Raw genomic sequence first — 24,670 nt, 5'->3', positions numbered from 1 at the left:
TCACGAGACGCCCCGTCTTGCCATCCTGTTAGATTCGCCCCATGGCCGACACGCCCCGCCCCTCCGCCAAACCCGCCCCCGACTCCACCCGCCGCAGCGAGAAGTCCCGTCGTGCGATCTTCGACGCCGCCCTCGCCCTCGTCGGCGAGGTCGGCTACCCCAAGACCACGATCGAGGGCATCGCCGCCCGCGCGGGCGTCGGCAAGCAGACGATCTACCGGTGGTGGCCGTCGAAGGCCGCGGTGCTCCTGGACGCCTTCACCGACCTCGGTGAGCGGACCGCTCGCGAGGCGGGCCAGGAGTCGTACGGCATCCCCGACACCGGCGACCTGGCGGCCGACCTCAAGCAGGTACTGCGCGCCACCGTCGACGAACTGCTGGACCCCAGGTTCGCGATCCCCGCCCGCGCCCTGACCGCCGAAGGCGTCGTCAACGAACCGCTCGGCGCCGAGTTCGTGGCGGGGCTCCTCGAACCCCAGCTCCAGCTCTACGTGAAGCGGCTGCGGTCCGCCCAGGACAAGGGCGACCTGCGGCCCGACATCGACCCCCGCATCGCCCTGGAACTCTTCGTCTCCCCGCTCGCGCAGCGCTGGCTCCAGCACACCGGCCCCATCTCGTACGCGTATACGGACACCCTCGTCGACTACGCGCTGTACGGCCTCGCTCCACGGGGATGAATCATGCCAAAGCGCCCCGGATGGGGGGCTCTGTCCATCCGGGGCGCAGGAGGGTGGGACCATAGAGGTTGTCGAAGGCGTTTCGTCGGCACGATCGATCGACGTGAACGTGATGGACGTGGACGCCGCGACACGACCGCTGTCGGCACAACTGCTTGGCGAGGGGATTGATGAGCGCAGAGTTCGGCCGCCGCTCCGGCGCGCAGGGCAGGATCTCCCAGTGGCTGCGTGGTCGCCGACCGAAGGGTGCGACGGAGATCGCTGCCGACGGCGGGCGCGAGGCCCTGCTGGTCGCCGCTGCCGCCGCGGGGCTGCCGCTCGCGCAGGCCGCGTACCCCTCCGGCTACCGATGTTCCTGTGACCGCGTCGGCTGTCCCACCCCCGCGCGCCACCCCGTCTCCTTCGCCTGGCAGACCCAGTCCACGACCGACCGCGCCCAGATCGAGCGGTGGGTCCGGCATCAGCCGCAGGCCAACTTCATCACCGCGACCGGCATGGTGCACGACGTCCTCGACGTGCCCGTCGACGCGGGCCGCGAGGCGCTGGAGCGGCTGCTCGCCTCCGGTGTGGAGGTGGGGCCCGTCGCACAGAGCGGCGACGGCCGCATGTTCTTCTTCACGCTCACCCGCGGTACGCCCGAGGACGAGGACGAGTGGTGGCCGTGCGAGCTGGACTCGCACCCCGAGACGACAGAAGAGCACCCCGGTCTGCGCTGGCACTGTCGCGGCTCCTACGTCCTCGTGCCGCCGGCCCAGCTCCCCGGTGGCCTGACGGTCGACTGGGTACGCGGCCCGGAACACCCCCTCCCCGACCCCCTGAGCCTGCTCGAGGCCCTGACGGACGCCTGCGCCCGTTACGCGGGCGAGAACGAGTCGGACGACCAGCTGGCAGCCTGGCCCCACCGCAACTAGCCGGCTATCCGCCCTTCGCCGCCGTCAGCCCCTCGATCCGCCCCAGCACCGCCACCTGTTGCTTGCGCGCGCTCTTCCCGGGGTCAAGGACCGCCTGGTTGGAGACGAACTCCAGGGTCAGGGACTGCTTGATGTCACCGATGGTCAGCGCCTTGACGTCCGCGCTGGGGGCCGGGATCTCGGTGCCCTGCGCGGCGGTCTGCTTCTCGTAGCGGCGGGTGGTGAAGAAGACCAGCGCGCCGCCGTCCGTGGTGCGCAGCCCCACCGGGGCGTAGTCGCCGGAGGCCAGCGGCTCGTCGATGTACTGCCGGGCGAGACCGGGCTTGGTGGCGTTCTTGGCGCGCTGGGTCCGCCACTGCGAGGTGTGGAGGCCCGGCGCGAAGGTGTCGCCGCCGCTCTTCAGATACGTGGTGTACGACCGGGCCAGCTTGTCCGGCTCGACGGCGAGAGCCGTGTCGTCCCCGGTGACAGGCCGCGCCCAACCGTCCTTGTCCTGCTGGAAGTTCGGTACGTCGGTGGCGGCGAGGACGGTCAGATACGAGGCCTGCCACACGTCGCTCGCGCTGCCCCGGGTGAAGACGAGCAGCCAACGGTAGCCCGCCACGCCCTTGTTGGCCGCGGCGTCGGCCACGAACCAGCGCGGCCAGCCCGCCTTCGCCGGTATCGAGAACTTCGCGTCGCTCAGCGACAGCGGCGAATAGGTCGGGTTGCCGCCCGGATTGTTCTTCTGCCCGGCCGTCAGCTTCGCGCCGTCGATGGCGCCGAGGGCGCCGGTGACCCGGTCCGCGTCCAGGGAGCTGTCGTTCGCCTTGTCCGCCTGGTTGTAGGCGGCGGTGAAGTCCCTGAGCGCACGGGCGGCTTCGGTCCGGGTCGCCGTCGGTACGACCTCCCGCTCCCCGTGCACCACCACGCAGCCGCTCGCCGTCAAGGACAGAACGGTCACCGCCCCCGTTGCCAGGGCGAACCGGTTGAGACTACGAAGCCTTCGTGGGCTGCGACCCGCGCGATCCCTGCTCATCAGGTGCCTTCACCTTCCCCTTCCCGGAGGCGAACCCTACCGGGGCGAGGAAGATCGCGAGTGTCGGGACCAGGTACAGCGCCCACACCGTGACCTGAAGGACCGTCGGGTCGGGCTGGAAGTTCAACACGCCCTTGAGGAGCGTGCCGTACCAGCTGTCCGGCGGGATCGTGCCACTGATGTCGAAGGCGAGGTTGCGCAGCCCCGGGATCCAGTCGGCCTCCTGCAGGTCGTGGACGCCGTACGCGAGCACACCCGCCGCGACCACGACCAGCATGCCGCCGGTCCAGGTGAAGAACTTCGCGAGGTTGATCTTCAGGGCGCCCCGGTAGAAGAGCCAGCCGAGGAGGACCGCGGTGGCCAGGCCCAGGGCGACACCGATCAGCGGGCGCGGGGTGCCGTCGCTCGCCGCGTGCACCGACGCCCACACGAACAGCGCCGTCTCCAGACCCTCCCGGCCGACGGCCAGGAACGCGGTCGCGACCAGCGCGCCCGTGCCCATCGCCAGCGCCGCGTCCAGCTTGCCGTGCAGTTCGGACTTCAGATGCCGGGCGGTGCGCCGCATCCAGAAGACCATCCACGTCACCAGGCAGACCGCGAGGATCGACAGCGAACCGCCGAGCGCCTCCTGCGCCTCGAACGTCAGCTCCTGGGAGCCGAACTCGAGCGCGCAGCCGAAGCCGAGCGCGAGCGCGATCGCGACGCCGATGCCCATCCAGATGGGCTTCAGGGCGTCCTTGCGGTCGGTCTTCACCAGGTAGGCGATGAGGATGCAGACGACGAGACTGGCTTCCAGCCCCTCGCGCAGGCCGATCAGATAGTTGCCGAACACAGGCTAGGCCTCCTTGGAGAACAGCGCGCGCCCCCACCAGTCGTCCTTGTCACGGACGCCGGGCGGGACGGCGAAGACCGCCGAACTCACGTGCTGGATGTACTCGTTGAGCGCGTCGGAGCGCGCGAGGCTGCGCTGCACCGGGATGAACCCCTTGCGCACGTCACGCTGGTAGGCGAGGAAGAACAGTCCTGCCTCCAGCCGGCCGAGGCCGTCCGTGCCGTCCGTGAAGGAGTAGCCGCGGCGCAGCAGGGTGATCCCGTCGTTGGAGTCGGGATGCGCGAGCCGGACGTGCGCGTCGGGCTTCATCGCCTTCAGGAACGGCTCGTCGCGCTCCTTGGCCTTGCCGACCGGCGCGCCCTCGCCCTTGTCCCGGCCGAAGACGTCCTCCTGCTCCTGCAGCGAGGTCCGGTCCCAGGTCTCGATGTTCATCCGGATGCGACGCGCCACGAGGTACGAGCCACCGGTCATCCAGGCCGGACCCTCGCTCTCGCCCACCCACACGAACTTCTTCAGCCGGTCCGGCTCGGTGCCCGCGATGTTGCGGGTGCCGTCCTTGAACCCCATGAGGTTGCGGGGGGTCTGGGCGTCGGGGGTCGTCGAGGAGGTCTTGCCGAAGCCGAGCTGCGACCAGCGGATGGCGACCTTGCCGAAGCCGATCCGGGCCAGGTTGCGGATCGCGTGCACCGCGACCTGCGGGTCGTCCGCGCAGGCCTGGACGCACAGGTCGCCGTCGCTGCGCGCCTTCTCCAGGTTGTCACCGGGGAAGGCCGGCAGGTCGACGAGAGCCTCCGGCCGCTGCCCCGTCAGCCCGAACTTCTCGCCGTACTTCTCGAACAGCGAGGGCCCGAAGCCGATGGTCAGCGTCAGCCGGGACGGCTTGAGGCCCAGGGCCTCGCCGGTGTCGTCCGGCGGCGCCTCGGCCAGTCCGCCGTACGCGCCCTCGCCGACCGCGTGCCCCTCGGTCATCCGGCGCGCGGCGGCCGTCCAGTCCTTCAGCATCTGGACGAACTCGGCGCGGTCGTCCGTCTTCACGTCGAACGAGGCGAAGTGCAGCCGGTCCTGCACGGGCGTCGCGATGCCCGCCTGGTGCGCGCCATGGAAGGCGACCGCGGCGCCGGTCTCGGCACCCGCCGGGTCCACGTCGTTGCCGGTTCGGGTCATCGCCACCGCGCCGCCGGCCGCGGCGGCCCCGAGCGCGAGCCCGGCACCGCCCCAGCCGATCAGCGAACGCCGGGAGGGCGTGGGCCCGTCGGTGGCTTCCGTGGTGTCCGTGGTGTCCGTCGTCATGATGCGTCCCGCCTACTTCACAACTGCCGCGGCGAGCTTGGACAGGGGCTCGGCGAGCGCGTTGACCGCGTCCGAGAGCTCCTTGCGCTGGTCCTTGGTGACCTTGTCGTACGACACGAAGCCGTTCTGCGCCTTCTCCTGCGGATCGTCCGTGCGGTACTTGTCGAGCAGCGTGTTCAGCGCCGAGAACTGCTTGTCGAGCTCCGTGGCCAGCGCCTTGTCGTTCTGCTGTGCGACCGGCTTGAGCAGCTCGTACGACTTCTGCGCGCCCTCGACGTTGCCCTTGAAGTCGCTGAGGTCGGTGTGCGAGTAGCGGTCCTCCTCGCCGGTGACCTTGCCGGTGGCGACCTCGTCGAGCAGTTCCTTGGCGCCGTTGGCCATGGAGGTCGGGGTGATCTCGGCCTTGCCGACCCGCTTCTGCCAGTCCTTCAGGTCGGTGACCAGCTCATCGGCGAGGGTCTTCTGCTCGGTGCCGATCTTCTTGTCCTGCCAGAGGGCCTTCTCCAGGGCGTGCCAGCCGGTCCACTTCTGGCCCTTCTCCAGGTCGTTGACGCGGGTGTCGGTCTTGGGGTCGATGTCCCCGAAGGACTCGGCGATCGGCTCGGTGCTCTCCCAGCCGAAGCGGGAGGGGGCGTAGGCCTGCTTGGCGGCTTCGATGTCGCCGGCCTTGATGGCGTCGGCGAACGTCTGCACCTTCGGGATCGTCGCGTCGGCCTGCTCCTGCGCGTACTCGCGGTAGGCGGCGACGGCCTTGTCGAGGCGCGGGTCGCGCTTGGCGACCGTGCCACCGGTCACGGCGAGCTTCTGGCGGACGCCGAGGCCCTTCATGCCGGGGCGGCAGGCTATCTCGTACGAACCGGCCTTGACCTCGGCGGTCAGCGTGTACTTGGTGCCCGGGCCGATGTTCTCCTTCTCGGAGACGATCCGGTCGTCCGGGAAGAGGATCTCGACCTCGGTGGCCTTCGAGCCCTTGTTCTCGATCTCCAGGGTGACCTGGCCGGCCGGGACGGACTTGGAGGAGGTGTCGCACTTGGAGTCGGCGGCGGTCACCTGAATCGCGTCGCCGGCCCCGGCGTCGCTCTTCTCGGTGCAGCCCGTGACGGCGGTCAGAGCGGCCGCGGTCGCGGCGGCGGTGACAACTGAGAGGCGGACGGCTCGCATTCAGGCTCCAAGAGAACGACGGACAAACCAGACGGAAGGTCCCCGCTGGCATGGTGAGGCTTGCCTAACTTACCTGAGGCTTACCTCACTCTTACCCACCCCTGCGGTGATTCAGCTCTCACGGTTGACCCACAGACAACGACCTGATCACGGTGGCTCAAACTGGACCCCATGGGAAGGTCAAGCGCGAGTCAAGCGCCTGGTTCGGCGGTCACGGCGCCCCTTCGGGACTCACCGGGACGGCACCCGTCCGGGGGCGCGGGTGGTGTTTGAATGCGCGGGTGACTGATTTCGACGTGCTGCGTGTCTTCTGTGGGCCTGGTGGTGAACACGGCAACGAGCTCGGTGTGGTGCGCGAGGGTTCGGTGATGCCGGATCCGGAGGAGCGGCAGGCGTTCGCCGCGAAGCTCGGGTTCAGCGAGACCGTGTTCGTCGACGATCCCGAGCGCGGGGTCGTCGACATCTACACGCCGACCCTGCGGCTGCCGTTCGCCGGGCATCCCTGTGTCGGGGTGGGATGGCTGCTCGACATCCCCGAACTGGTCACGCCCGCCGGGGTCGTGGGGGTGCGGCTGGACGGGGAGTTCAGCTGGATCGAGGCGCGGGCGGAGTGGGCGCCGGGGCGTACGTTGCGGCAGTACGGGTCCGCCGACGAGGTCGACGCGCTGGCCGTGCCGGAGCCGGGGGAGTGGGTGTACGCCTGGGCCTGGGAGGACGAGTTGGCCGGGCGCGTGCGGGCCCGGGGCTTTCCCGGGCGGGACGACGGGATCGTGGAGGACGAGGCGACGGGGGCGGCGGCGCTGCTGCTGACCGACCGGCTGGGCCGCGCCCTGAACATCGTCCAGGGCGCCGGCTCCCAGATCCTCACCGCGCCGCAGCCGGGTGGGTGGGTGGAGGTGGGGGGCCGTGTACGGCTGCTCCGAACCTGAGCCTGCGAGCCGGTGGGGGCGGCCCGCGCTGCTCCCCGCGCCCCTGACGGGGCGCTCTTGTCGGCGCCGGTTCACATTTTCGGCCCGTCCGGCGTTTGAGGGCGAGGCCGTTCAGGCCGATGAGTGGGGTCTGGGGGCGGAGTCGCCGGGTCAGGCCGTGAGGGGGAACTCCTCGCCCAGGGCCTGGAAGACCGCCGTGTTGAGCGCGAACGCCCGCCTGCACTCGGCGACGATCCGCTGCCGCTCCAGTTCGTCCGCCCGCACCCCGTCCAACAACTCACGGTAACCCCGCTTGAACGCGGCCGGATTTCCGATGTCCTCGAAGACGTAGAAGCGGACGCCGTCACCCTTGCGCGCGAAGCCCCAGGTCTGTTCCGCCTTCCCCCGGATGATCTGACCGCCGGAGAGGTCGCCGAGGTAGCGGGTGTAGTGGTGGGCGACGTACCCGCCGGGCCACTCACGCGCACACTCGGCGACCCGCGCCGCGTACGCCTCGGTGGCGGGCAGCGCGGTGAGCGTCGCCCGCCAGTCCGCACCCCGCAGATGCGTGAGGTCACGCTCCAGCGCACCGCGACGCAGCAACTCCGGCCGGATGAACGGCCCGGCGACCGGATCGGACGCCAACCGCCCGGCGTCCGTCTCCAGCGCCTCGTACACGAACCACAGCTGCTCGGTGTAGCGCCCGTACGCCTCGACACCGAGCCTGCCGCCGAGCAGGTCGCTCATGAACGTCGAGGTCTCCGCCTCCATGTGCTGCTCGTGCGACGCGGTGCGGATCAGCGTCGAGAACGCCGTATTCATGGGACCTCCGGTGCCGAAGGGGGCGAGAACCACTCAGAATCTTTTATGGTTAGGCTTACCTAAGTAAACGGTTTCTCGAAAGGTTCCCGACATCCTGTCGGTAAAAACGTACCCCGCCGGGCGACAAAAAAGCCCGCCCTGTGATCAGGGCGGGCCTTGGCGCTACCTACGGGCCATGGGCTGTGAGCCACAGGCGCGCGGCTAGGGCAGCGTGAGGATGTCCGTACCGCTCTCGGTGACGACCAGCGTGTGCTCGAACTGCGCCGTCCGCCTGCGGTCCTTCGTCACGACGGTCCACCCGTCGTCCCACATGTCGTAGTCGTGCGTACCGAGCGTGAGCATCGGCTCGATCGTGAAGGTCATCCCGGGCTGGATGACGGTCGTCGCGTGCGGGCTGTCGTAGTGCGGGATGATCAGTCCTGAGTGGAACGAGGAGTTGATCCCGTGCCCCGTGAAGTCCCGCACGACCCCGTATCCGAACCGCTTGGCGTACGACTCGATCACGCGGCCGATGACGTTGATCTGGCGGCCCGGCTTGACCGCCTTGATCGCGCGGTCGAGGGACTCGCGGGTCCGCTCGACGAGGAGCCTCGACTCGTCGTCCACGTCCCCGACCAGGTACGTCGCGTTGTTGTCGCCGTGGACGCCACCGATGTACGCCGTCACGTCGAGGTTGACGATGTCGCCGTCCCGCAGCACCGTGGAGTCGGGGATGCCGTGGCAGATGACCTCGTTGACCGAGGTGCACAGGGACTTGGGGAAACCGCGGTAACCGAGGGTGGACGGATAGGCGCCGTGGTCGCACATGTACGCGTGCGCGACCCGGTCCAGCTCGTCCGTCGTCACGCCCGGCGCGATGAGCTTCGCCGCCTCGGCCATCGCCTGGGCGGCGATCCGCCCGGCGATCCGCATCGCCTCGATGGTCTCGGGGGTCTGTACCTCCGGACCGGTGTACGGCGTGGGGGCGGGCTTGCCCACGTACTCGGGGCGCCTGATGTTTCCCGGAACGGGACGGGTGGGAGAGAGCTCTCCTGGTACGAGCAGCGACTGGCCAGACATGCCAGCGAGTCTAACCAGCGGGCATGGGGGCACTATGTCCGTGGCGAAAGGAGCAGGTCATGGCCCTCTTCAAGAAGCGGACCGTAGGGAAGCCGGGCGAGTGGTACTACTGCCTCGTCCACCAGAAGGTGGAGGAGGGCCCCGATTGCCCCGCGAAGGACCGCTTCGGCCCGTACGCCACCCGTGAGGAGGCCGAACACGCGATGGAGACCGCCCAGCAGCGCAACCTCGAGTGGGAAACGGACCCCAAATGGCACGACGCGACGGGCCCGACCCCGGAAGACGACTGACGAAACCCGAAACACCGGCCACCGAGGCGCTGGGCGCGCCGGTCGCCGGTCGCCGGGCGCTGAGATCGGACCAGTCGGGGCCGGCCGCCGGGCGCCGAGGCGCGGGTGCCCCAGGCGCCGAGCCGCCCGGGGCACCCAGGGGTTGGAGCAGCAGGCGCTGAGGCAGTGGGAGGCCGGGCACCGGGCGGGGCGCCGAGGCCCCGGACGCTCAGGCTCCAATGGCTCAGCCGCCGGGGTACCGGGGCGGCGTGAGGGCGTTGCGTCATGGTGGCCCGTGGGCGCCGACGGCGCCGGTCCCCGCGGGCGACCCGCACCACCCGATTGACCGTCACGCGCTCACCAGCGAACGCCACCCTCCCCGTGCCGGTGCATGTGCGCGGGCAACGCGCCGGGGGATACGGGGGCGTCGTCGGTCACGACGCCCTACCACCGAGCCGCCGGTGGAGCCGTCAGCTGGTCCGCGAGGCGGGAGAGCCGGTCACGGAACCGGCGCCGCCCCCGCGGTGAGGGCAGGGAGTTCTCCCCGGCCGCCGCGCTGACGAGGTGCTGCACGGTGTCGAGGTCGAGTTCCTGATCCGGCGGCACGGTCAGCGACTCGTGTGCCATCGCCCCCAGCTCCCGGTCACCGGCGTCGAGCGCGAGCACGGTCGCCCCGGCCCGTCGCGCGTCGTGGACCCGCTCCAGGAGCGGCGCCCCGGGGGCGGCGGGCGACACCACGAGCAGCGTCTCGCCGCGCCGCGCCGCCTCGATACGGCCGAGGCCCACGGCGAGATGGGCCGGGTCCGAGGCCCGCGCCCCGTGCCGCACCAGCGTCGGCGACAGCTCCGGCGTCCCCGACCAGGCCGCCTCGTCCACCAGATGTGCGGCCAGGTGCCACGGCTCGTACTCCGCCGTGCCCACGAGGAGCAGCCCGCCCCCGTACGACACCACGGACCCTCGCAGGCCCTCCGCGAACCGCCGCGTGGCCCCCAACCACTCGGTTCCGGCGAGGACTTCGCGCAGCAACGCGACCCGTACGGCATCCATGCGCACGCATCCTGCCGCAATCGACAACTGATCAGGCGGAGTTCACCATGAATTCGCCCAAGTGGGGCAGATCCCGGCGCATGACGGAAACAACCGGAACCACCACGGCAACAACCGCGGTCACCAGCACCCCCTTCCACGCGGGCCGCGAAGGCTACGCGAGCTTCCGCATCCCCGCCGTCGTCACAACCCGTACACCCGTCCTGCTCGCCTTCTGCGAGGGCCGGGCCGACTCCGCCGCCGACCACGGCCACATCGACATCGTCCTGAAGCGGTCGACGGACGGCGGCCGTACCTGGGGCCCGCTCCAGGCCGTCGCCCGGAACGGGAACAACCTCGCCGGCAACCCCGCCCCCGTCGTCCTCGACACCGGCCGGATCCTGCTCGTGCACGTCCGCGCCGCCGCCGGCGCGACCGAGGACGCCATCCTGCGCGGCAGGGTGAGGCCCGCCGACGGGCGCCGCGTCTGGGTGCAGCACAGCGACGACGAGGGCGTCACCTGGTCCGCTCCGAAGGAGATCACCGGGCAGGTGAAGAAGGCGGACTGGCGGTGGTACGCGACCACGCCCGGCCACGCCGTCCAGCTCGGCACCGGCCGGGTCGTCGTCCCCGGCAACCACACCCTGCCGCCCACCGGCACGGACACCGGCACCGAGGCGAAGTACAACAGCGGCCACTGCCTGCTCAGCGACGACCGCGGCGAGACCTGGTCCCTCGGGTACATCGACGAGAACACCAATGGATACGTCAACGTCAACGAGACGACGGCCGCCGAACTCCCCGACGGGCGCCTCTACTTCAACACCCGTAACGACTCCCCGTCCCCCGGCAACCGTGCCGACGCGTACTCCACGGACGGCGGCAGGACCCTGGTCAAACCCTTCCGGCCACAGGCGGGCCTGGCCACACCCGTAGTCCAGGGCAGCCTGCTCCAGCTCCGCGACCCGGACCTGCTGCTGTACTCGGGGCCCGCCGACCCCGCCGCCCGCGCCCTGATGACCGTCCGCGCCTCCGCCGACGCCGGCACCACCTGGCGTCCCGCGCACACGGTCGACGGGCTGCCCGCCGCGTACTCCGACCTCGTCCGCGTCGACGCGACGACCGTGGGGCTCCTCTACGAGACGGGCGACTTCGGGCCGTACGAGACGATCACCTTCCGTCGTATTTCCGTGACGGCCCTCACCTGAGCCCCCGAAGCCCCCGGGGCGGGAACCGCGCCACGTAAAGTCGGGCCATGACCTCTACTGACAGTGCACAGAAGGCTCCCGCGAAGGACCCCTGGGACCTTCCCGACGTGTCCGGGCTCGTCGTCGGCGTGCTCGGCGGCACCGGCCCCCAGGGCAAGGGCCTGGCGTACCGGCTCGCCAGGGCCGGGCAGAAGGTGATCATCGGTTCGCGTGCGGCGGAACGCGCGCAGACCGCCGCCGAGGAGCTGGGCCACGGTGTCGAGGGCGCCGACAACGCCGAGTGCGCGCGGCGCAGCGACATCGTGATCGTCGCCGTACCGTGGGAGGGGCACGGCAAGACTCTGGAATCGCTGCGCGAGGAGCTGGCCGGCAAGCTCGTCGTCGACTGCGTCAACCCGCTCGGCTTCGACAAGAAGGGCGCCTACGCCCTGAAGCCGGAGGAGGGCAGCGCCGCCGAGCAGGCCGCCGTCCTGCTGCCGGACTCCCGGGTCGCGGCCGCCTTCCACCACCTGTCGGCCGTCCTCCTCCAGGACCCGGAGGTCGACGAGATCGACACCGACGTGATGGTCCTCGGCGAGGAGCGCGCGGACGTCGAGATCGTGCAGGCGCTGGCCGGCCGCATCCCCGGCATGCGCGGTGTCTTCGCCGGCCGGCTGCGCAACGCCCACCAGGTCGAGGCGCTGGTCGCGAACCTGATCTCCGTGAACCGCCGCTACAAGGCCCACGCCGGCCTCCGGGTGACGGACGTATAGCGGGCGTACGGGCGTGGGGGGACATGAGGGACACTGGACGCCGTACGACCTCGTCCGAACCGTCCCGACAGGAGCAGACCCCCCATGCCCCGCCTCGCGCTCTATGCCCTCACCGTCTGCGTCCTGTCCGTCGCCGCGGCCGTCGTCTCCTTCGTCCAGGGCAGCTGGCTGGGGATCGTGTGGGTGCTGCTGGCCGGACTGTCGTCCAACATGACCTGGTACTACGCGCGGCGCGGCCGGAGCGGGTCCTCGGTCAGCGGCTGACCGTGCAGTACTCGTTGACGCCGTCCCAGAAGCGGTACAGGTTCTGACCGCAGTAACGCTCGACGTCGTCGATGCCCAGGGCGCCCAGGATCGAGTAGATCGCGTCGAAGAACGCCGTGTTCACCGAGGGGATCCACAGCACCGCGAACACGGCGAGCAGGCCGAACGGCGCGAACGGCTCCACCTGGCGGCGGATGTTGTACGACAGCCAGGGCTCGATCACGCCGTAGCCGTCCAGGCCCGGGACCGGCAGGAAGTTCAGGATCGCGGCCGTGACCTGGAGCAGCGCGAGGAACGCCAGCGCGTAGCGGAAGGTGTCCGGGACGCCGTCCAGGGCGTGCAGCCAGAACGGCGCGGTGCACACGACGGCGAACATCACGTTCGTCAGCGGACCCGCCGCCGAGATCAGACTGTGCTTCCAGCGGCCCTGGATTCTGTTTCGCTCGATGAAGACCGCCCCGCCCGGCAGGCCGATCCCGCCCATGATCACGAAGATCACCGGCAGCACGATGCTCAGCAGCGCATGCGTGTACTTCAGCGGGTTGAGCGTCAGATAGCCCTTCGCGCCGATCGAGATGTCGCCGCTGTGCAGGGCGGTGCGCGCGTGCGCGTACTCGTGCAGGCACAGGGAGACGATCCAGGCGGCCGTCACGAAGAGGAACACGGCCACACCGGGCTCCTCGGCGAACCCGGTCCACGTCGCCCACCCGGTCACCGCCATCACGGCCACGATCCCGACGAAGACGGGGCTGATCCTCCGGTCGCTGCTGCGACGGGAAGCGGCGGTGGTCATGGGGCTCCTCGGACTGGTACGCATGGTGCTGGGCCTGCCCGACCGTACCGGGCTCACGGGGAAAACGTCTCGCGATCGGTCATTGGTTCCGGAGAGGGTGGGGGCCCGAGACAGTGACGTCACCGGAGACAATGGACCCCGTGCGCTACCGCATCCTTGGCACCACCCAGGCACTCCGCCCCGACGGCACGCCCGTCGTGCTCGGCGGGGCGCGGCTGCGCGCCCTTTTGACCGTGCTGGCGCTGCGGCCCGGACGGACCGTGCCAGCGGCCGTTCTGGTGGACGAGGTGTGGGACGGCGATCCGCCCGCCGACGCACCGGGCGCGCTCCAGGCCCTGGTGGGACGGCTGCGCAAGGCGCTCGGGCCGCAGGCGGTGGACTCGGGGGACGGCGGCTACCGGCTGGCCGCGGGCGCCGACGACATCGACCTGCACCGTTTCGAGCGGCTCGCGGGGGAGGGCGTACGCGCGCTCGCCGACGGCGACCCCACGAAGGCGGCCGAGGCCCTCGACGACGCCCTCGCCCTGTGGCGCGGCCCGGCCCTCGCGGACCTTCCGGACCGCGCCGCCGAGTCGGCCCGCTGGGAGACCCGGCGTCTCGACGTACGGCGCGCCCGGTTCACGGCGGCCCTCGCCCTCGGCCACGCCGAACAGTCCCTGCCCGAGCTCACCGCCCTGTGCGATCTCCACCCCCTGGACGAGCCCCTGCACGTCCTGCGTCTGCGCGCCCTGCGTGACGCCGGCCGTTCCGCGGAGGCCCTCGCCGCCTACGAGTCCGTACGGGAGCTGCTGGCCGACCGCCTCGGCTCCGACCCCGGCCCCGAACTGCGCGCCCTGCACGGGGAGTTGCTCAGTCCGGCCGACGGTGACGGCGGGGCGTACGCCCAGGGGCCGCGACCCGGCGCCGAGAGGCGGACCGAGAGCCGGCCCGCACCGGCCGGGCGTGGCCGCTCCGCACCCCCGCCCCCCGGCAACCTCCGCGCCCGGCTCACCTCCTTCGTCGGGCGGGCCGCGGACATCGACACGATCCGGGGGGATCTGGCGGCGGCGCGCCTCGTGACCCTGCTCGGGCCCGGTGGGGCCGGGAAGACAAGGCTGTCCCAGGAGGCGGCGGAGACCATGGCGGACACCGCGCCGGACGGGGTGTGGCTGGCCGAACTCGCGCCGGTCGACGACCCGACGGCCGTGCCCGAGGCCGTGCTCACCGCCGTCGGAGCCCGCGAGACCGTGCTGCGCGGCGCCGGCGCGGAGGAGATGCGGGCCGCCGCCGACCGGCACGACGACCTCCATCGGCTCGCCGAGCACTGCGCCAAGCGCCGCATGCTGATCGTCCTCGACAACTGCGAGCACGTCGTGGACGCCGCCGCGCGTCTCGTCGAGGAGCTGCTCGAGCGGTGTCCGGGGCTGACGGTGCTGGCCACCAGTCGCGAACCCCTCGGCGTACCGGGGGAGTTGCTGCGCCCCGTCGAGCCGCTGCCGGAGCCGTTCGCGCTGCGGCTGCTCGCCGACCGGGGGGCCGCCGCCCGCCCGGGTTTCCGGGTCGAGGACGACCCCGCGGCCACCGCCGAGATCTGTCGCCGCCTCGACGGCCTGCCGCTCGCCATCGAACTCGCCGCCGCCCGGCTGCGGATGCTCACCCCGCGTCAGATCGCCGACCGGCTCGACGACCGGTTCCGGCTGCTGACCTCCGGCAGCCGTACCGTCCTGCCGCGCCAGCAGACCCTGCGCGCCGTCGTCGACTGGTCCTGGGACCTCCTCGACGAGGACGAGCGGGACGTGCTGCGGCGGCTGTCCGTCTTCGCCGGCGGCTGCGAACTCGCCGCCGCCGAGGCCGTCTGCGGACCGGCCGCCCTGGAAGCGCTCGGCTCGCTCGTCGACAAGTCCCTCGTCGTGGCCGCCCCTTCGGGGGACGGCGAGATGCGCTACCGGCTCCTGGAGACCGTCGGCGAGTACGCGGGCGAGCGGCTCGACGAGTCGGGGCAGCGCCCCGCCGCCGAGCGCGCCCACCTCACGCACTACCGCGAACTGGCCCGCACCACCGACCCCCGGCTGCGCGGCCCGGGCCAGCGTGCCGCCATCGCACGGCTGGAGACCGAGTCGGAGAACATCCGCGCCGCCCTCCAGCACGCCGTCGCCGCCCGCGACGAGCAGGAGGCGCTCTGCCTGGTCCTCTCCCTGGCCTGGTACTGGCAGATGCGCGATCTGCGGCAGATGGCCCGCCACTGGTCCCGCGAGGTCATGGCCCTCGGCCCGGACCCCTTCGCCGAGCCCGCGCGGCCGGCCGCCCCGCTGCTGGAGGGCCCCACCGACACCCCGCCGCCGATGCGCCCCGAGGTCCTCGAAGAGGCCCGCCGCGGTGTCCACCTCGTCCATCTCTCCTGCATGGACATGGACATGACGGCCTGGGACTCCCCGCAGGCCAAGCGGAAACTGCACGTCATCAGCGAGACCTACCGCCCGGGCCAGCCGCAGACCTGCCGCAGCCCCGGCAACCTCTGGTTCTACGCCGTGATCCTGACCGGCGCCATCGAGCGGATGCGCTCCGTCATCGACGCGACCGTCCAGACCTGCCGCGAACTCGGCTACGAGTGGGAACTCGCCGTCGCCCTCCAGATGCGTGCCAACATCCTCGCCAACCGGGCCACCTGGGCGGGCGACGCGACCCGGGACGCCGACGAGGCACTGGAACTCTTCACCCGGCTCGGGGACGCCTGGGGCGCCGCCGAGGCGCTCTCCGCACGCGGTGAGGCCCACGAGCGCCAGGGCGAGTTCACGCTCGCCGCCGCGGACTACACGGAGGCCATGACCCACGCCGAAGGGCTCGGCGCGCACGCCCAGACGGCCGTCCTGAGCACCCGGCTCGGCGGTGTGCTCATCGAGTCCGGCGACACCGAACGCGGCGAGCGGTTGCTGCGGGAGGTCCTGGAGCGCGGCGACGGCGCCTACAACGAGGCCATGCCCGCCTCCCGGCTGTTCCTGGCGATGTGGCTGGCCCGCAGCGGCCGGGTCGCCGAGGCACGTGAACACATGCGGATACTGCGCGAGAACTTCGAAGCGGTCACCTTCGTGGTCTTCGACGGCTTCGTGGTGGGCGTCGAGGCCTGGCTGGACGCGCTCGAGGGGCTGCACGAGTCCGCCCTGGAGAAGGTGCGGCAGGCGCTGGCGCGGGCGGGCGACCCGTTGTCGCAGATCATCGCCCCGCACATGCCCTCCGCACATCTGACCACCGCCGCCATCGCCCTCACCGGCCTGGACGGCGGCCGCCGCGTCCGCGACGCGGCCGTGCTGCTCGGGGCCGCCGACCATATGCTGCCGCCCGGCCACTTCGTGGGCCCGATGGAGGACCAGGTGCGCGCGCAGGCGGAGGCCGACGTACGGGCCGTGCTGGACGACGCGACGTACGAGGCCGCGTACGCCGAGGGCGGCGGGCTCTCCCTGGAGGAGGCCGCCGCCCTCGTGTGACGCGGACCGGGGGTGACGCGGACCGGGGTTTGCGTGGTCCTGTGCGCGAACGTCAGCTCTTGGTGCGGAACTTGTGGATCGCGATCGGCGCCATGACCAGGGTGAGCCCTGCCGTCCAGGCGAGGGTCACCCACAGGCTGTGCGTGACCGGGCCGCCCACCATCAGGCCGCGCGTGGTGTCCGCGAGCGCGGACAGCGGGTTGTAGTCGGTGAAGTTCTGCAGCCAGCCGGGCATGGTCCGGGTCGGCGAGAAGATGGATGAGCCGAACTGCAGGGGCATCAGCACCAGGAAGCCCATCGCCTGCACGGACTGCGCGTTCTTCATCGTCACCCCGAGGACCAGGAAGATCCACATCAGGGACGAGCCGAAGAGGACGGAGAGCCCCACGGAGGCGAACAGACCCGGCCAGTTCGTGATGTCGAAGCCGACCAGCACGCCAACGATCATGAGGATCGTCGTCGCGACGAGCATCCGCATCAGCTCCACCACGATCTTGGCGAAGAGCACGGAGCCCTGTCCGATCGGCAGGGTGCGGAAGCGGTCCATCACCCCCTTCTGGAAGTCCTCGTTGAAGCCGGTGCCGACGGCTGTGGCGATGTTCATCGCCGTCATGGCCATCAGACCGGGCACCACGTACTGCACGTACCTGTCCTGGCCGCCGCCGAGCGACTGTCCGATGGAGCCGCCGAAGACGTACACGAACAGCAGGGTGAAGACGACCGGCATCAGGACGGCGTCGAACATCGACTCCGGGTCCTGGCGGATCCACAGCAGGTTGCGGCGGACCAGGGCGCCGATGTGGCGCGCGTGCGCGCGGGGCGAGATACGGGGGTCGCCCTTCGCGGCGAGGGGGGCTTCGGCGACGGCGGTACTCATGCGGAGACCTCCTCGTAGACACGGGCGGGGGTCTCGTCCTGCGGGGCACTGGCCTTGTGGCCGGTGAGGGACAGGAACACCTCGTCCAGGCTGGGCAGTTCGGTGGAGATGGAGCCGATCGTGATGCCGCGCGCGGTGACCGCGCCGACCACGGCGGTGAGCTGTTCGTCGCTGAGGATCGGGACCAGCACGGTGCCGGTCTCGGCGTCCACGACCGAGGCGGCGAGACCGGTGAGGCCCAGCTCGTCGAAGAGGGAGGCCAGCGGGCGCAGCTCCAGCGGGTCCACCGGGCGGATGCGCAGCGTACGTCCGCCGACCCGGGCCTTCAGCTCGTCGATCCGGCCGCTGGCGATGACCTTGCCGCGGTCGATGACCGTCAGCTCGGAGGCCAGCTGCTCGGCCTCCTCCATGTACTGGGTGGTGAGCAGCACGGTGGCGCCGTCCGCGACCATCCGCTTGACCTCCTTCCACACCTCGTTGCGGGTGCGCGGGTCGAGCCCGGTGGTCGGCTCGTCCAGATAGAGGACGGACGGGTGGCCGATCATGGAGGCGGCGAGGTCGAGACGACGGCGCATACCGCCGGAGTACGTCGATGCCGGGCGCTTGGCCGCCTCGGTGAGCGAGAAGCGCTCAAGGAGTTCGTCGGCGCGCCGGCGGGCGTCCTTGCGGGGCAGGTCGAGCAGCCGCCCGATCATGTACAGGTTCTCCCAGCCGGGGAGCTTCTCGTCGACCGAGGCGTACTGACCGGTCAGGCCTATCACGCGGCGCAGCTGGCGGGGCTGCGTGAGCACGTCGTAGCCGGCGACGGTGGCCTGGCCGGCGTCGGGGGTGACGAGGGTGGACAGGATACGGACGAGGGTGGTCTTGCCGGCACCGTTGGGACCCAGCACCCCGAGGACGGTTCCCTCGCGGACGTCCAGGTCCACGCCGTCCAGAGCCTTGGTCTCGCCGTAGTGCTTGACCAGCCCCCGCACGGAGACGGCGCTGCGGGCGCCGCTGTCGGGGTTCTTGTCGATTCGCGTCATGCCCATCAAGGTGCCAGCGCCCACCGACAAACCACCTACAGCTCGCCTACAGCGGCAAGGGGCCGACCGACAGCGCCGATATCTGCCCGACAACCACCGCAACTATCAATTGAGGAACCCCCACGGCGAGCGATTTGGTCCGCGAGAGCGGCGCCGGTTCAGGCGCAAAAAGGGGCGACAGCCCGCCGACGGGGGAAATCGGCGGGCTGTCTTGGTGCCGCAGTGGCTCAGTGGACCGAGTGCTCCTCGAGAGGGAACGTTCCGCCGACGACGTCGTCCGCGAAGGCGCGCACCGCGTTGCCCATGACCTCGCGCAGATCGGCGTACTTCTTCACGAACTTGGGCACCCTGCCGCCGGTGAGGCCGAGCATGTCGGTCCACACCAGGACCTGCGCGTCGGTGTCCGGACCCGCGCCGATGCCGACGGTCGGGATGTGCAGGGTGCGCGTGACCTCGGCGGCGAGCTCCGCCGGGACCAGCTCCAGGACGACCGCGAACGCGCCCGCGTCCTGGACCGCCTTGGCGTCGCGCAGCAGCTGCTGGGCGGCCTCCTCGCCACGGCCCTGGACGCGGTAGCCCATGGAGTTCACGGACTGCGGGGTCAGGCCGATGTGCGCCATCACGGGGATGCCGGACTCCACGAGCAGCTCGATCTGGCGGTGCGAGCGCTCGCCGCCCTCCAGCTTCACCGCTCCGACCCCGGCCTCCTTGACCAGGCGGGTGGCGGAGCGCAGGGCCTGGACGGGGCCCTCCTGGTACGACCCGAAGGGCAGGTCGCCGACGATCAGGGCGCGGCTGGTGCCGCGTACGACCGCGGCGGACAGCATCGTCATCTCGTCGAGGGTGACGGGGACGGTCGTCTCGTACCCCAGGTGGCAGTTGCCCGCCGAGTCGCCGACGAGCATGACCGGGATGCCGGCCTCGTCGAAGACGGACGCGGTCATCGCGTCGTAGGCGGTGAGCATCGGCCACTTCTCGCCGCGCTCCTTGGCTGTGGTGATGTCGCGGACCGTGATGCGGCGGGTGCTCTTGCCCCCGTACAGCGCCTTGCTGCTGTCGGTGGTCTCCCGCGCACCCTGCGCGGACTGCTTCGGGGCAGCCGAAAGCTGCGTCATCGCAACGGCTCCTTCTGTCATCTCGAGGCGCCCTGACGGCGTCCCCGGACCCCCTACATGGTGGCACCTCGTGCCACCGGGTGCCAGACCGGGTCGAGCGACGTACGTCTCGGATGGGCCGGATGCCCATCTCTTCGTAAGGTCTCCGTAAAGGATTTACGATACGAGACGGTCCCGTATCGGAAATCGATAGGCTCCGCCCCATGACAACTCCCGCAGCCCACGTCGAACGGCGCGTGCCCGAAGCGGTACATCGGCGCCGCTGGGCCATTCTCGGCGTGCTCATGCTCAGCCTGTTGATAGTGGTGCTGGACAACTCCATCCTCAACGTCGCGATCAAGACGATCTCGACGCCGGCGCCCACCGGACTCGGCGCCACCCAGAGCGAGCTGGAATGGGCCATCAACGCCTACACGCTCGTCTTCGCGGGGCTGCTGTTCACCGCGGGCCTCCTCGGTGACCGGCTCGGCCGCAAGAAGGTCCTGCTCGCCGGACTCGCCGTCTTCGGCACCGGGTCCGCGCTGGCCGCGGAGGCCGGCTCGCCCGTCCAGCTCATCGTCTTCCGCGCGCTGATGGGCTTCGGCGCCGCCTTCGTGATGCCCGCCACCCTCGCCGTCCTCATGAACGTCTTCGAGCGCGAGGAACAGCCCAAGGCCATCGGCATCTGGGCCGGCGGCGTCGGCATCGCCATCGCCATCGGCCCGATCACCGGCGGCGTGCTCCTCGCCCACTTCTGGTGGGGCTCGGTCTTCCTGATCAACGTGCCGATCGTGCTGCTCGCGCTCGGCCTGATGTTCTGGCTGGTCCCGGACTCCCGCGACCCAAGCCCCGGCCGCATCGACCTCGTCGGCGTCGTCCTCTCGGTCATAGGGCTCGTCCTGCTCGTCTACGGCATCATCAAGGGCGGCCAGCTCGCCTCCTTCACCGACGCGGCGGTCCTCGCGACCATCGGCGCCGGAATCGCCGTCATCGTCTGCTTCGTCGTCTACGAGAAGCGCAGCGACCATCCGTCCATCGACATCACCTACTTCAAGAACAAGGTCTTCTCGGCCGCCATCACCGCCATCGCGCTCGTCTTCTTCGCGATGATGGGCGTGACCTTCTTCTCCGTCTTCTACACCCAGAGCGTGCGGGGCTACTCGCCGCTGAAGACCGGTGTGCTGCTGCTGCCGCTCGCCGCGGCCCAGCTCTTCTTCGCACCGCGCGCCCGTCTCGTCGTCGACCGCTTCGGCAACCGGGCCACGTGCACGGCGGGCCTGCTGCTGCTCGGCGCGATGCTCGGCGCCTTCGCGACCCTGGACGCGGACACGCCGATCTGGCTCCTCGAGGTCATCTTCTTCCTCATGGGCACCGGTATGGCGCACATCATGACCCCGACCAGCGTCGTCATCATGCAGGCCCTGCCGCGCGAGAAGGCCGGCTCCGCCTCCGCCCTGAGCAACGTCTTCCGTCAGGTCGGCGGCGCCCTCGGCATCGCGGTCCTCGGCTCGGTCCTCTCCTCGGCCTACCGCAACGGCATCGAGGACAAGCTCACCCTCCTGCCGGCCGGCCTGCGGCACACCGCGGGCGAGTCCATCGAGGCCACCCTCGGCGTCGCCGCCAAGCTCGGCCCCCGGGGCGAGGCCCTCATCACCCCGGCCAACGACGCCTTCCTGCACGCCATGCACGTCACCGCCCTGTGCGGTGCGGGCATCGCGCTGGTCGGCGCCGTGATCGTGGCCCTGTTCCTGCCGGGCCGCGGTTCGACCCCGCAACAGGGCAAGGAGGAGACGGAGTTGGTGGCCGCCGAGCACTGACAGGGCGCGGCAGGGAGAATTGCGCCAGCACCACCAAGGAAAGGAGCGACACGTGAGCCTCGCGGACAGCCGAGCCAGGCAAGCGGGGTCCCCCCGGGGGCGCCCCCGCAGCGAGGCCGTGGAGCGCTCGATCATCGAGGGCGCGATAAGACTCCTGGAGGACGGCGTCCCCCTCGCGGAGATCTCCATCGAACGCCTGGCCAGGACCGCGGGCGTCGGCAAGGCGACCATCTACCGCCGCTGGAGCGGCAAGGAGGAACTCTTCGTCGACGTCATGCGCGCCACCGAGCCCCCGGACGCCGAACTGCCCGGCACCTCGATGCGCGACGACCTGATAGCCCTTCTGGAGCCGCTGCGCCAGCGGGGCCTGGCCAGCCGCTCCTCGGCGCTCCTGCACAACGTCTACGCCCAGATCAAGTCCAGCCCCAAGATCTGGGCCGCGTACCAGGCGATCGTCATCGAACCGCGGCGCCTGACCACCTTCGAGGTCCTGCGCCGTGGACAGCGGGACGGTGAACTCCGCGACGACGTGGACATCGAGGTCATCAACGACCTCTTCGTCGGCCCCATGCTGGTACGCGCCGTCATGCGCCCGGACGCCGAACTCCCCGAGGACCTGGCCGAACAGATCGTCGACACGGTACTCGCGGGACTGCGTCCCGACAGGCCCTAGTTCATCCTCCCGTTCATCCTCTCGGCCCATGCGCCGAATGTGCGCGTTTCGTCACAGAGGCCGCGCTCCGCCCCGTATTCGGAACTCCGAACGCCGAGTTGTTCGTCCTCGTGCCCGTACGGCCGTCCCGGGACGGCGAGAACGACACCGATCATCCCCTAGGGTCGTAAGCCGAGGGGCTGACGGTGTGCACGGCAGGTTGTGAGGCGACGGTATGGCGCAGGCGTACGTGACGGAGACGGGCAGCGACGGCTCGGGGCCCGAGCGTCGAGGTCCCCGGCTTCGGCGCCTGCTGGACAAGCTCCGGCGCTCGCTGGGCTCCTGGCGCGGCGACCGCGGCATCTGGCGCCGCGGACTGATCCTGGCCGCGCTCGCCCTGGTCCTCGCCCTGGTGATGCTGCTGCACGCGCAGATCCCCAACAGGATCGGCAACCTCGGCAGTCTCACCGAGACGTTCCTGCCGTGGCTCGGCATCCTCATCCCCGTCCTGCTGGTCCTCGGCCTCGTGCGGAAGTCCGCGACCGCCCTGATCGCCGTCCTGCTCCCCGCGACCGTCTGGCTGAACCTGTTCGGCGGACTGCTCACCGACCGGACCGGTGCCGGCGGCGACCTGACCGTCGCCACGCACAACGTCAACGCGGAGAACCCGGACCCCTCCGGTACCGCCCGTGACGTGGCCGCGTCCGGCGCCGACGTGGTGGCCCTGGAGGAGCTGAAGGCCACGGCGGTCCCCACGTACGAGAAGGCGCTCGCCCCGACGTACAAGTACCACTCCGTGCAGGGCACCGTCGGGCTGTGGAGCAAGTACCCGATGACCGGAACCGAGCCCGTCGACATCAAGCTCGGCTGGACGCGCGCGATGCGCGCCACGGTGACGACCCCGAACGGCCAGGTCGCGGTGTACGTCGCCCATCTGCCCTCGGTCCGGGTGAAGCTGCAGGCCGGGTTCACCGCCCGCCAGCGTGACCGGAGCGCCGACGCGCTCGGCGAGGCGATCGCCGCGGAGTCACTGCAGAAGGTCATCCTGCTCGGCGACCTCAACGGCACGATGAACGACCGCGCCCTGAACGCGGTCACCTCGCAGATGCGCTCCACCCAGGGCGCGGCGGGCAGCGGCTTCGGATTCAGCTGGCCCGCGTCGTTCCCGATGGCCCGGATCGACCAGATCATGGTCAAGGGCATCGAGCCGGTGACCTCCTGGACCCTGCCCAGGACCGGCAGCGACCACCTCCCGATCGCCGCCCGGGTCAAGCTCACGGCAACCGGGTCTTAACCTCCTGGAATACTGGGCCTGCGAGACTTTGTTCCACAGGTGAACTTAGAGAGCCCGTGCACACCGGTGTGCACGGGCGCGTCCGTGCGCGCATGCCCCCAGACCACTGGGGCGCACGCCCACGGACCCGGGCTCGTCCCCGCCCGTCCTGTTCTCCTACTGCACTCCGCTCCTCTGAAAGGCCCCTCATGCCTCTGGCCCTGCTCGCCCTAGCCGTGGGCGCCTTCGGCATCGGTACCACCGAGTTCGTGATGATGGGCCTGCTGCCCGACGTCGCGGACGACCTCCAGATATCCATCCCCAGCGCCGGACACCTCGTCTCGGCCTACGCCCTCGGCGTGGTGATCGGCGCCCCGCTGCTCGCCGCGGCCACCGCCCGGATGTCCCGCCGCAAGGTCCTCATCGCCCTGATGGGGCTCTTCGTGGCAGGCAACGCACTCTCCGCCTTCGCCCCCGACTACCACTGGCTGCTCGCCGCCCGCTTCGTCAGCGGTCTGCCGCACGGCGCCTTCTTCGGCGTCGGCGCCGTCGTCGCCACCAGCCTCGTCGCCCCCGAGCGCAAGGCGCGCTCCGTCTCCCTGATGTTCCTCGGCCTGACCGTCGCGAACATCGCGGGCGTTCCCGTCGCCACCTTCATCGGCCAGCACTTCGGCTGGCGGGCCACCTTCCTCGGCGTGAGCGCGATCGGTCTGGCGGCGATAGCCTCGCTCGCGTTCCTCATCCCGCGCGACCACACGCACGCCCCCACGGGCGGCCTGCGCGGCGAGCTGGCCGCCCTGCGTTCGCTCCCCGTGTGGCTGGCCCTCGGTACGACGGTCGCGGGCTTCGGCGCCCTCTTCTCCGCGTACAGCTACATCACGCCGATGCTCACGGACTCCGCCGGGTACGCCGACTCCAGCGTCACGTTGCTGCTGGCGCTGTTCGGCGTCGGAGCGACGGTCGGCAACCTCGTGGGCGGCCGTCTCGCGGACCACTCCCTGCGCGGCACCCTCTTCGGCGGACTCGTCTCGCTGGTCACGGTCCTCGCCCTCTTCCCCGTCCTCATGAGCGCCCAGTGGAGTGCGGCCGTCGCGGTCACCCTCCTCGGTACCGCCGCCTTCATCACCGGCTCACCTCTCCAGCTGATGGTCATGGAGAAGGCCTCCGCGGCGCCGTCCCTGGCGTCCTCCGCCAACCAGGCAGCGTTCAACCTCGCGAACGCCGGCGGTGCGTGGATCGGCGGCATCGCGCTGGCCGCGGGCTTCGGTGCGACGTCGCCCGCGCTGGCGGGGGCTCTGCTCGCCGTCCTCGGCCTCGCGGTCGCCGCGACGGCCTACGCCGTGGACCGCCGGCGCGCCGAGGTCCCCGCCCCCGCGCCGGGCCGCCTGATCGCGACCCACGTCCCTCCGCACCCGGAACACGCGCATCACTGACGCCGGACGAGCGCAGGCTTCTAGGGGCGCGGGGAACTGCGCGCCCAG

The 24,670-nt window shown here is 70.9% G+C and carries 23 protein-coding genes; 12 read left to right on the top strand and 11 right to left on the bottom strand.

Going from position 1 to position 24,670, the window contains the following annotated elements; translation table 11 throughout:
- Positions 1–41 precede the first annotated feature (41 nt).
- Together ACIQTP_RS19880 and ACIQTP_RS19875 are read left to right on the top strand one after the other, a co-directional pair.
- A complete protein-coding gene (locus ACIQTP_RS19880; protein ID WP_403401381.1) occupies positions 42–677 on the top strand; it encodes a TetR/AcrR family transcriptional regulator in 636 nt (211 codons plus the stop codon).
- 170 nt (positions 678–847) lie between these two features.
- The gene (locus tag ACIQTP_RS19875; RefSeq protein WP_402037044.1) at positions 848–1,588 is read left to right on the top strand and encodes a bifunctional DNA primase/polymerase; all 741 of its coding nucleotides are present in this window, start codon (positions 848–850) and stop codon (positions 1,586–1,588) included.
- 4 nt (positions 1,589–1,592) lie between these two features.
- Here ACIQTP_RS19875 and ACIQTP_RS19870 read toward each other — a convergent pair whose 3' ends face one another.
- The 4 genes from ACIQTP_RS19870 to efeO are packed head-to-tail and all read right to left on the bottom strand — an operon-like array spanning position 1,593 to position 5,889.
- Positions 1,593–2,606, bottom strand: coding sequence for a hypothetical protein (locus ACIQTP_RS19870; protein ID WP_403401379.1), 1,014 nt, complete (start codon positions 2,604–2,606; stop codon positions 1,593–1,595).
- Positions 2,563–3,438: an iron uptake transporter permease EfeU gene (gene efeU / locus ACIQTP_RS19865; RefSeq protein WP_403401377.1), complete on the bottom strand. Its 876-nt coding sequence runs from the start codon at positions 3,436–3,438 to the stop codon at positions 2,563–2,565. Before efeU ends, ACIQTP_RS19870 begins: the two co-directional genes overlap by 44 nt.
- 3 nt (positions 3,439–3,441) lie before the next feature.
- Positions 3,442–4,728 carry an iron uptake transporter deferrochelatase/peroxidase subunit gene (gene efeB, locus ACIQTP_RS19860; RefSeq protein WP_403401375.1) on the bottom strand — a complete coding sequence of 429 codons (1,287 nt, stop codon included), beginning with the start codon at positions 4,726–4,728 and terminating at the stop codon, positions 3,442–3,444.
- A gap of 12 nt (positions 4,729–4,740) precedes the next feature.
- Positions 4,741–5,889 carry an iron uptake system protein EfeO gene (gene efeO, locus ACIQTP_RS19855; protein WP_403401373.1) on the bottom strand — a complete coding sequence of 383 codons (1,149 nt, stop codon included), beginning with the start codon at positions 5,887–5,889 and terminating at the stop codon, positions 4,741–4,743.
- 281 nt (positions 5,890–6,170) lie between these two features.
- On the opposite strand from efeO, the gene ACIQTP_RS19850 reads away from it, so the two are divergent.
- Positions 6,171–6,818, top strand: a complete 648-nt coding sequence (locus ACIQTP_RS19850; protein WP_060896285.1) for a PhzF family phenazine biosynthesis protein — start codon at positions 6,171–6,173, stop codon at positions 6,816–6,818.
- Between the two features lie 150 nt (positions 6,819–6,968).
- Here ACIQTP_RS19850 and ACIQTP_RS19845 read toward each other — a convergent pair whose 3' ends face one another.
- The gene (locus ACIQTP_RS19845) at positions 6,969–7,619 is read right to left on the bottom strand and encodes a heme oxygenase (biliverdin-producing) (RefSeq protein WP_403401371.1); all 651 of its coding nucleotides are present in this window, start codon (positions 7,617–7,619) and stop codon (positions 6,969–6,971) included.
- A 201-nt stretch (positions 7,620–7,820) separates the two neighbouring features.
- Entirely contained in the window at positions 7,821–8,678 is an 858-nt protein-coding gene (map, locus tag ACIQTP_RS19840; RefSeq protein WP_403401369.1) for a type I methionyl aminopeptidase, read from the bottom strand.
- A 59-nt stretch (positions 8,679–8,737) separates the two neighbouring features.
- On the opposite strand from map, the gene ACIQTP_RS19835 reads away from it, so the two are divergent.
- Entirely contained in the window at positions 8,738–8,968 is a 231-nt protein-coding gene (locus tag ACIQTP_RS19835) for a hypothetical protein (protein WP_403401367.1), read from the top strand.
- 423 nt (positions 8,969–9,391) lie between these two features.
- Here ACIQTP_RS19835 and ACIQTP_RS19830 read toward each other — a convergent pair whose 3' ends face one another.
- Positions 9,392–9,994, bottom strand: a complete 603-nt coding sequence (locus ACIQTP_RS19830) for a hypothetical protein (protein ID WP_067363306.1) — start codon at positions 9,992–9,994, stop codon at positions 9,392–9,394.
- A gap of 80 nt (positions 9,995–10,074) precedes the next feature.
- On the opposite strand from ACIQTP_RS19830, the gene ACIQTP_RS19825 reads away from it, so the two are divergent.
- The 3 genes from ACIQTP_RS19825 (at position 10,075) to ACIQTP_RS19815 (ending at position 12,197) form a co-directional block, all read left to right on the top strand.
- Positions 10,075–11,181: an exo-alpha-sialidase gene (locus ACIQTP_RS19825; RefSeq protein ID WP_403401365.1), complete on the top strand. Its 1,107-nt coding sequence runs from the start codon at positions 10,075–10,077 to the stop codon at positions 11,179–11,181.
- A 47-nt stretch (positions 11,182–11,228) separates the two neighbouring features.
- Positions 11,229–11,933, top strand: coding sequence for an NADPH-dependent F420 reductase (gene npdG, locus ACIQTP_RS19820; RefSeq protein ID WP_403401363.1), 705 nt, complete (start codon positions 11,229–11,231; stop codon positions 11,931–11,933).
- A gap of 84 nt (positions 11,934–12,017) precedes the next feature.
- Positions 12,018–12,197: a hypothetical protein gene (locus tag ACIQTP_RS19815; protein WP_101405507.1), complete on the top strand. Its 180-nt coding sequence runs from the start codon at positions 12,018–12,020 to the stop codon at positions 12,195–12,197.
- Here the strand turns inward: ACIQTP_RS19815 and ACIQTP_RS19810 are convergent.
- The gene (locus ACIQTP_RS19810; protein ID WP_403401361.1) at positions 12,187–12,990 is read right to left on the bottom strand and encodes a site-2 protease family protein; all 804 of its coding nucleotides are present in this window, start codon (positions 12,988–12,990) and stop codon (positions 12,187–12,189) included. The two genes, ACIQTP_RS19815 and ACIQTP_RS19810, sit on opposite strands and share 11 nt — an antisense overlap.
- Positions 12,991–13,121: 131 nt before the next feature.
- Here ACIQTP_RS19810 and ACIQTP_RS19805 point away from each other — a divergent pair, with 131 nt between their 5' ends.
- Complete coding sequence (locus tag ACIQTP_RS19805; protein ID WP_403401359.1) at positions 13,122–16,451, top strand: AfsR/SARP family transcriptional regulator; 3,330 nt, start codon at positions 13,122–13,124, stop codon at positions 16,449–16,451.
- 52 nt (positions 16,452–16,503) lie between these two features.
- Here ACIQTP_RS19805 and ACIQTP_RS19800 read toward each other — a convergent pair whose 3' ends face one another.
- The 3 genes from ACIQTP_RS19800 to panB form a co-directional block, all read right to left on the bottom strand.
- On the bottom strand, positions 16,504–17,328 hold the full coding sequence (locus ACIQTP_RS19800; protein WP_168490818.1) for an ABC transporter permease: 825 nt from the start codon (positions 17,326–17,328) through the stop codon (positions 16,504–16,506).
- On the bottom strand, positions 17,325–18,353 hold the full coding sequence (locus ACIQTP_RS19795; RefSeq protein WP_403401356.1) for an ATP-binding cassette domain-containing protein: 1,029 nt from the start codon (positions 18,351–18,353) through the stop codon (positions 17,325–17,327). The genes ACIQTP_RS19800 and ACIQTP_RS19795 overlap by 4 nt, the downstream gene beginning before the upstream one ends.
- Before the next feature lie 227 nt (positions 18,354–18,580).
- Entirely contained in the window at positions 18,581–19,468 is an 888-nt protein-coding gene (gene panB / locus ACIQTP_RS19790; RefSeq protein WP_402037075.1) for a 3-methyl-2-oxobutanoate hydroxymethyltransferase, read from the bottom strand.
- 203 nt (positions 19,469–19,671) lie between these two features.
- On the opposite strand from panB, the gene ACIQTP_RS19785 reads away from it, so the two are divergent.
- From ACIQTP_RS19785 to ACIQTP_RS19770, 4 genes are all read left to right on the top strand, one after another.
- Positions 19,672–21,264: a DHA2 family efflux MFS transporter permease subunit gene (locus tag ACIQTP_RS19785; RefSeq protein ID WP_403401354.1), complete on the top strand. Its 1,593-nt coding sequence runs from the start codon at positions 19,672–19,674 to the stop codon at positions 21,262–21,264.
- Between the two features lie 52 nt (positions 21,265–21,316).
- Positions 21,317–21,937, top strand: a complete 621-nt coding sequence (locus ACIQTP_RS19780) for a TetR/AcrR family transcriptional regulator (RefSeq protein ID WP_403401352.1) — start codon at positions 21,317–21,319, stop codon at positions 21,935–21,937.
- Between the two features lie 214 nt (positions 21,938–22,151).
- Positions 22,152–23,210 (top strand): endonuclease/exonuclease/phosphatase family protein, encoded by a 1,059-nt coding sequence (locus ACIQTP_RS19775; protein ID WP_403401350.1) that lies wholly within the window; start codon positions 22,152–22,154, stop codon positions 23,208–23,210.
- A gap of 188 nt (positions 23,211–23,398) precedes the next feature.
- Positions 23,399–24,622 (top strand): MFS transporter, encoded by a 1,224-nt coding sequence (locus tag ACIQTP_RS19770; protein WP_403401348.1) that lies wholly within the window; start codon positions 23,399–23,401, stop codon positions 24,620–24,622.
- Positions 24,623–24,670 lie beyond the last annotated feature (48 nt).

This window comes from Streptomyces sp. NPDC090798 (assembly GCF_044768965.1).
In the GTDB taxonomy this organism is placed as follows: Bacteria; Actinomycetota; Actinomycetes; order Streptomycetales; family Streptomycetaceae; genus Streptomyces.
Note: the sequence above shows the minus strand (reverse complement) of the source record. Positions and strands in the feature narration are given on the sequence as shown.

What these genes read in the sequence shown, in the direction of transcription:
- ACIQTP_RS19880 (WP_403401381.1), top strand. Translation starts at nt 42, where the DNA reads ATGGCCGACACGCCCCGCCCCTCCGCCAAACCCGCCCCCGACTCCACC.
- ACIQTP_RS19875 (WP_402037044.1), top strand. Translation starts at nt 848, where the DNA reads ATGAGCGCAGAGTTCGGCCGCCGCTCCGGCGCGCAGGGCAGGATCTCC.
- ACIQTP_RS19870 (WP_403401379.1), bottom strand. Translation starts at nt 2,606, where the DNA reads ATGAGCAGGGATCGCGCGGGTCGCAGCCCACGAAGGCTTCGTAGTCTC.
- efeB (WP_403401375.1), bottom strand. Translation starts at nt 4,728, where the DNA reads ATGACGACGGACACCACGGACACCACGGAAGCCACCGACGGGCCCACG.
- efeO (WP_403401373.1), bottom strand. Translation starts at nt 5,889, where the DNA reads ATGCGAGCCGTCCGCCTCTCAGTTGTCACCGCCGCCGCGACCGCGGCC.
- ACIQTP_RS19845 (WP_403401371.1), bottom strand. Translation starts at nt 7,619, where the DNA reads ATGAATACGGCGTTCTCGACGCTGATCCGCACCGCGTCGCACGAGCAG.
- map (WP_403401369.1), bottom strand. Translation starts at nt 8,678, where the DNA reads ATGTCTGGCCAGTCGCTGCTCGTACCAGGAGAGCTCTCTCCCACCCGT.
- ACIQTP_RS19835 (WP_403401367.1), top strand. Translation starts at nt 8,738, where the DNA reads ATGGCCCTCTTCAAGAAGCGGACCGTAGGGAAGCCGGGCGAGTGGTAC.
- ACIQTP_RS19830 (WP_067363306.1), bottom strand. Translation starts at nt 9,994, where the DNA reads ATGGATGCCGTACGGGTCGCGTTGCTGCGCGAAGTCCTCGCCGGAACC.
- ACIQTP_RS19825 (WP_403401365.1), top strand. Translation starts at nt 10,075, where the DNA reads ATGACGGAAACAACCGGAACCACCACGGCAACAACCGCGGTCACCAGC.
- npdG (WP_403401363.1), top strand. Translation starts at nt 11,229, where the DNA reads ATGACCTCTACTGACAGTGCACAGAAGGCTCCCGCGAAGGACCCCTGG.
- ACIQTP_RS19815 (WP_101405507.1), top strand. Translation starts at nt 12,018, where the DNA reads ATGCCCCGCCTCGCGCTCTATGCCCTCACCGTCTGCGTCCTGTCCGTC.
- ACIQTP_RS19810 (WP_403401361.1), bottom strand. Translation starts at nt 12,990, where the DNA reads ATGACCACCGCCGCTTCCCGTCGCAGCAGCGACCGGAGGATCAGCCCC.
- ACIQTP_RS19805 (WP_403401359.1), top strand. Translation starts at nt 13,122, where the DNA reads ATGGACCCCGTGCGCTACCGCATCCTTGGCACCACCCAGGCACTCCGC.
- ACIQTP_RS19800 (WP_168490818.1), bottom strand. Translation starts at nt 17,328, where the DNA reads ATGAGTACCGCCGTCGCCGAAGCCCCCCTCGCCGCGAAGGGCGACCCC.
- ACIQTP_RS19795 (WP_403401356.1), bottom strand. Translation starts at nt 18,353, where the DNA reads ATGACGCGAATCGACAAGAACCCCGACAGCGGCGCCCGCAGCGCCGTC.
- panB (WP_402037075.1), bottom strand. Translation starts at nt 19,468, where the DNA reads ATGACGCAGCTTTCGGCTGCCCCGAAGCAGTCCGCGCAGGGTGCGCGG.
- ACIQTP_RS19785 (WP_403401354.1), top strand. Translation starts at nt 19,672, where the DNA reads ATGACAACTCCCGCAGCCCACGTCGAACGGCGCGTGCCCGAAGCGGTA.
- ACIQTP_RS19775 (WP_403401350.1), top strand. Translation starts at nt 22,152, where the DNA reads ATGGCGCAGGCGTACGTGACGGAGACGGGCAGCGACGGCTCGGGGCCC.
- ACIQTP_RS19770 (WP_403401348.1), top strand. Translation starts at nt 23,399, where the DNA reads ATGCCTCTGGCCCTGCTCGCCCTAGCCGTGGGCGCCTTCGGCATCGGT.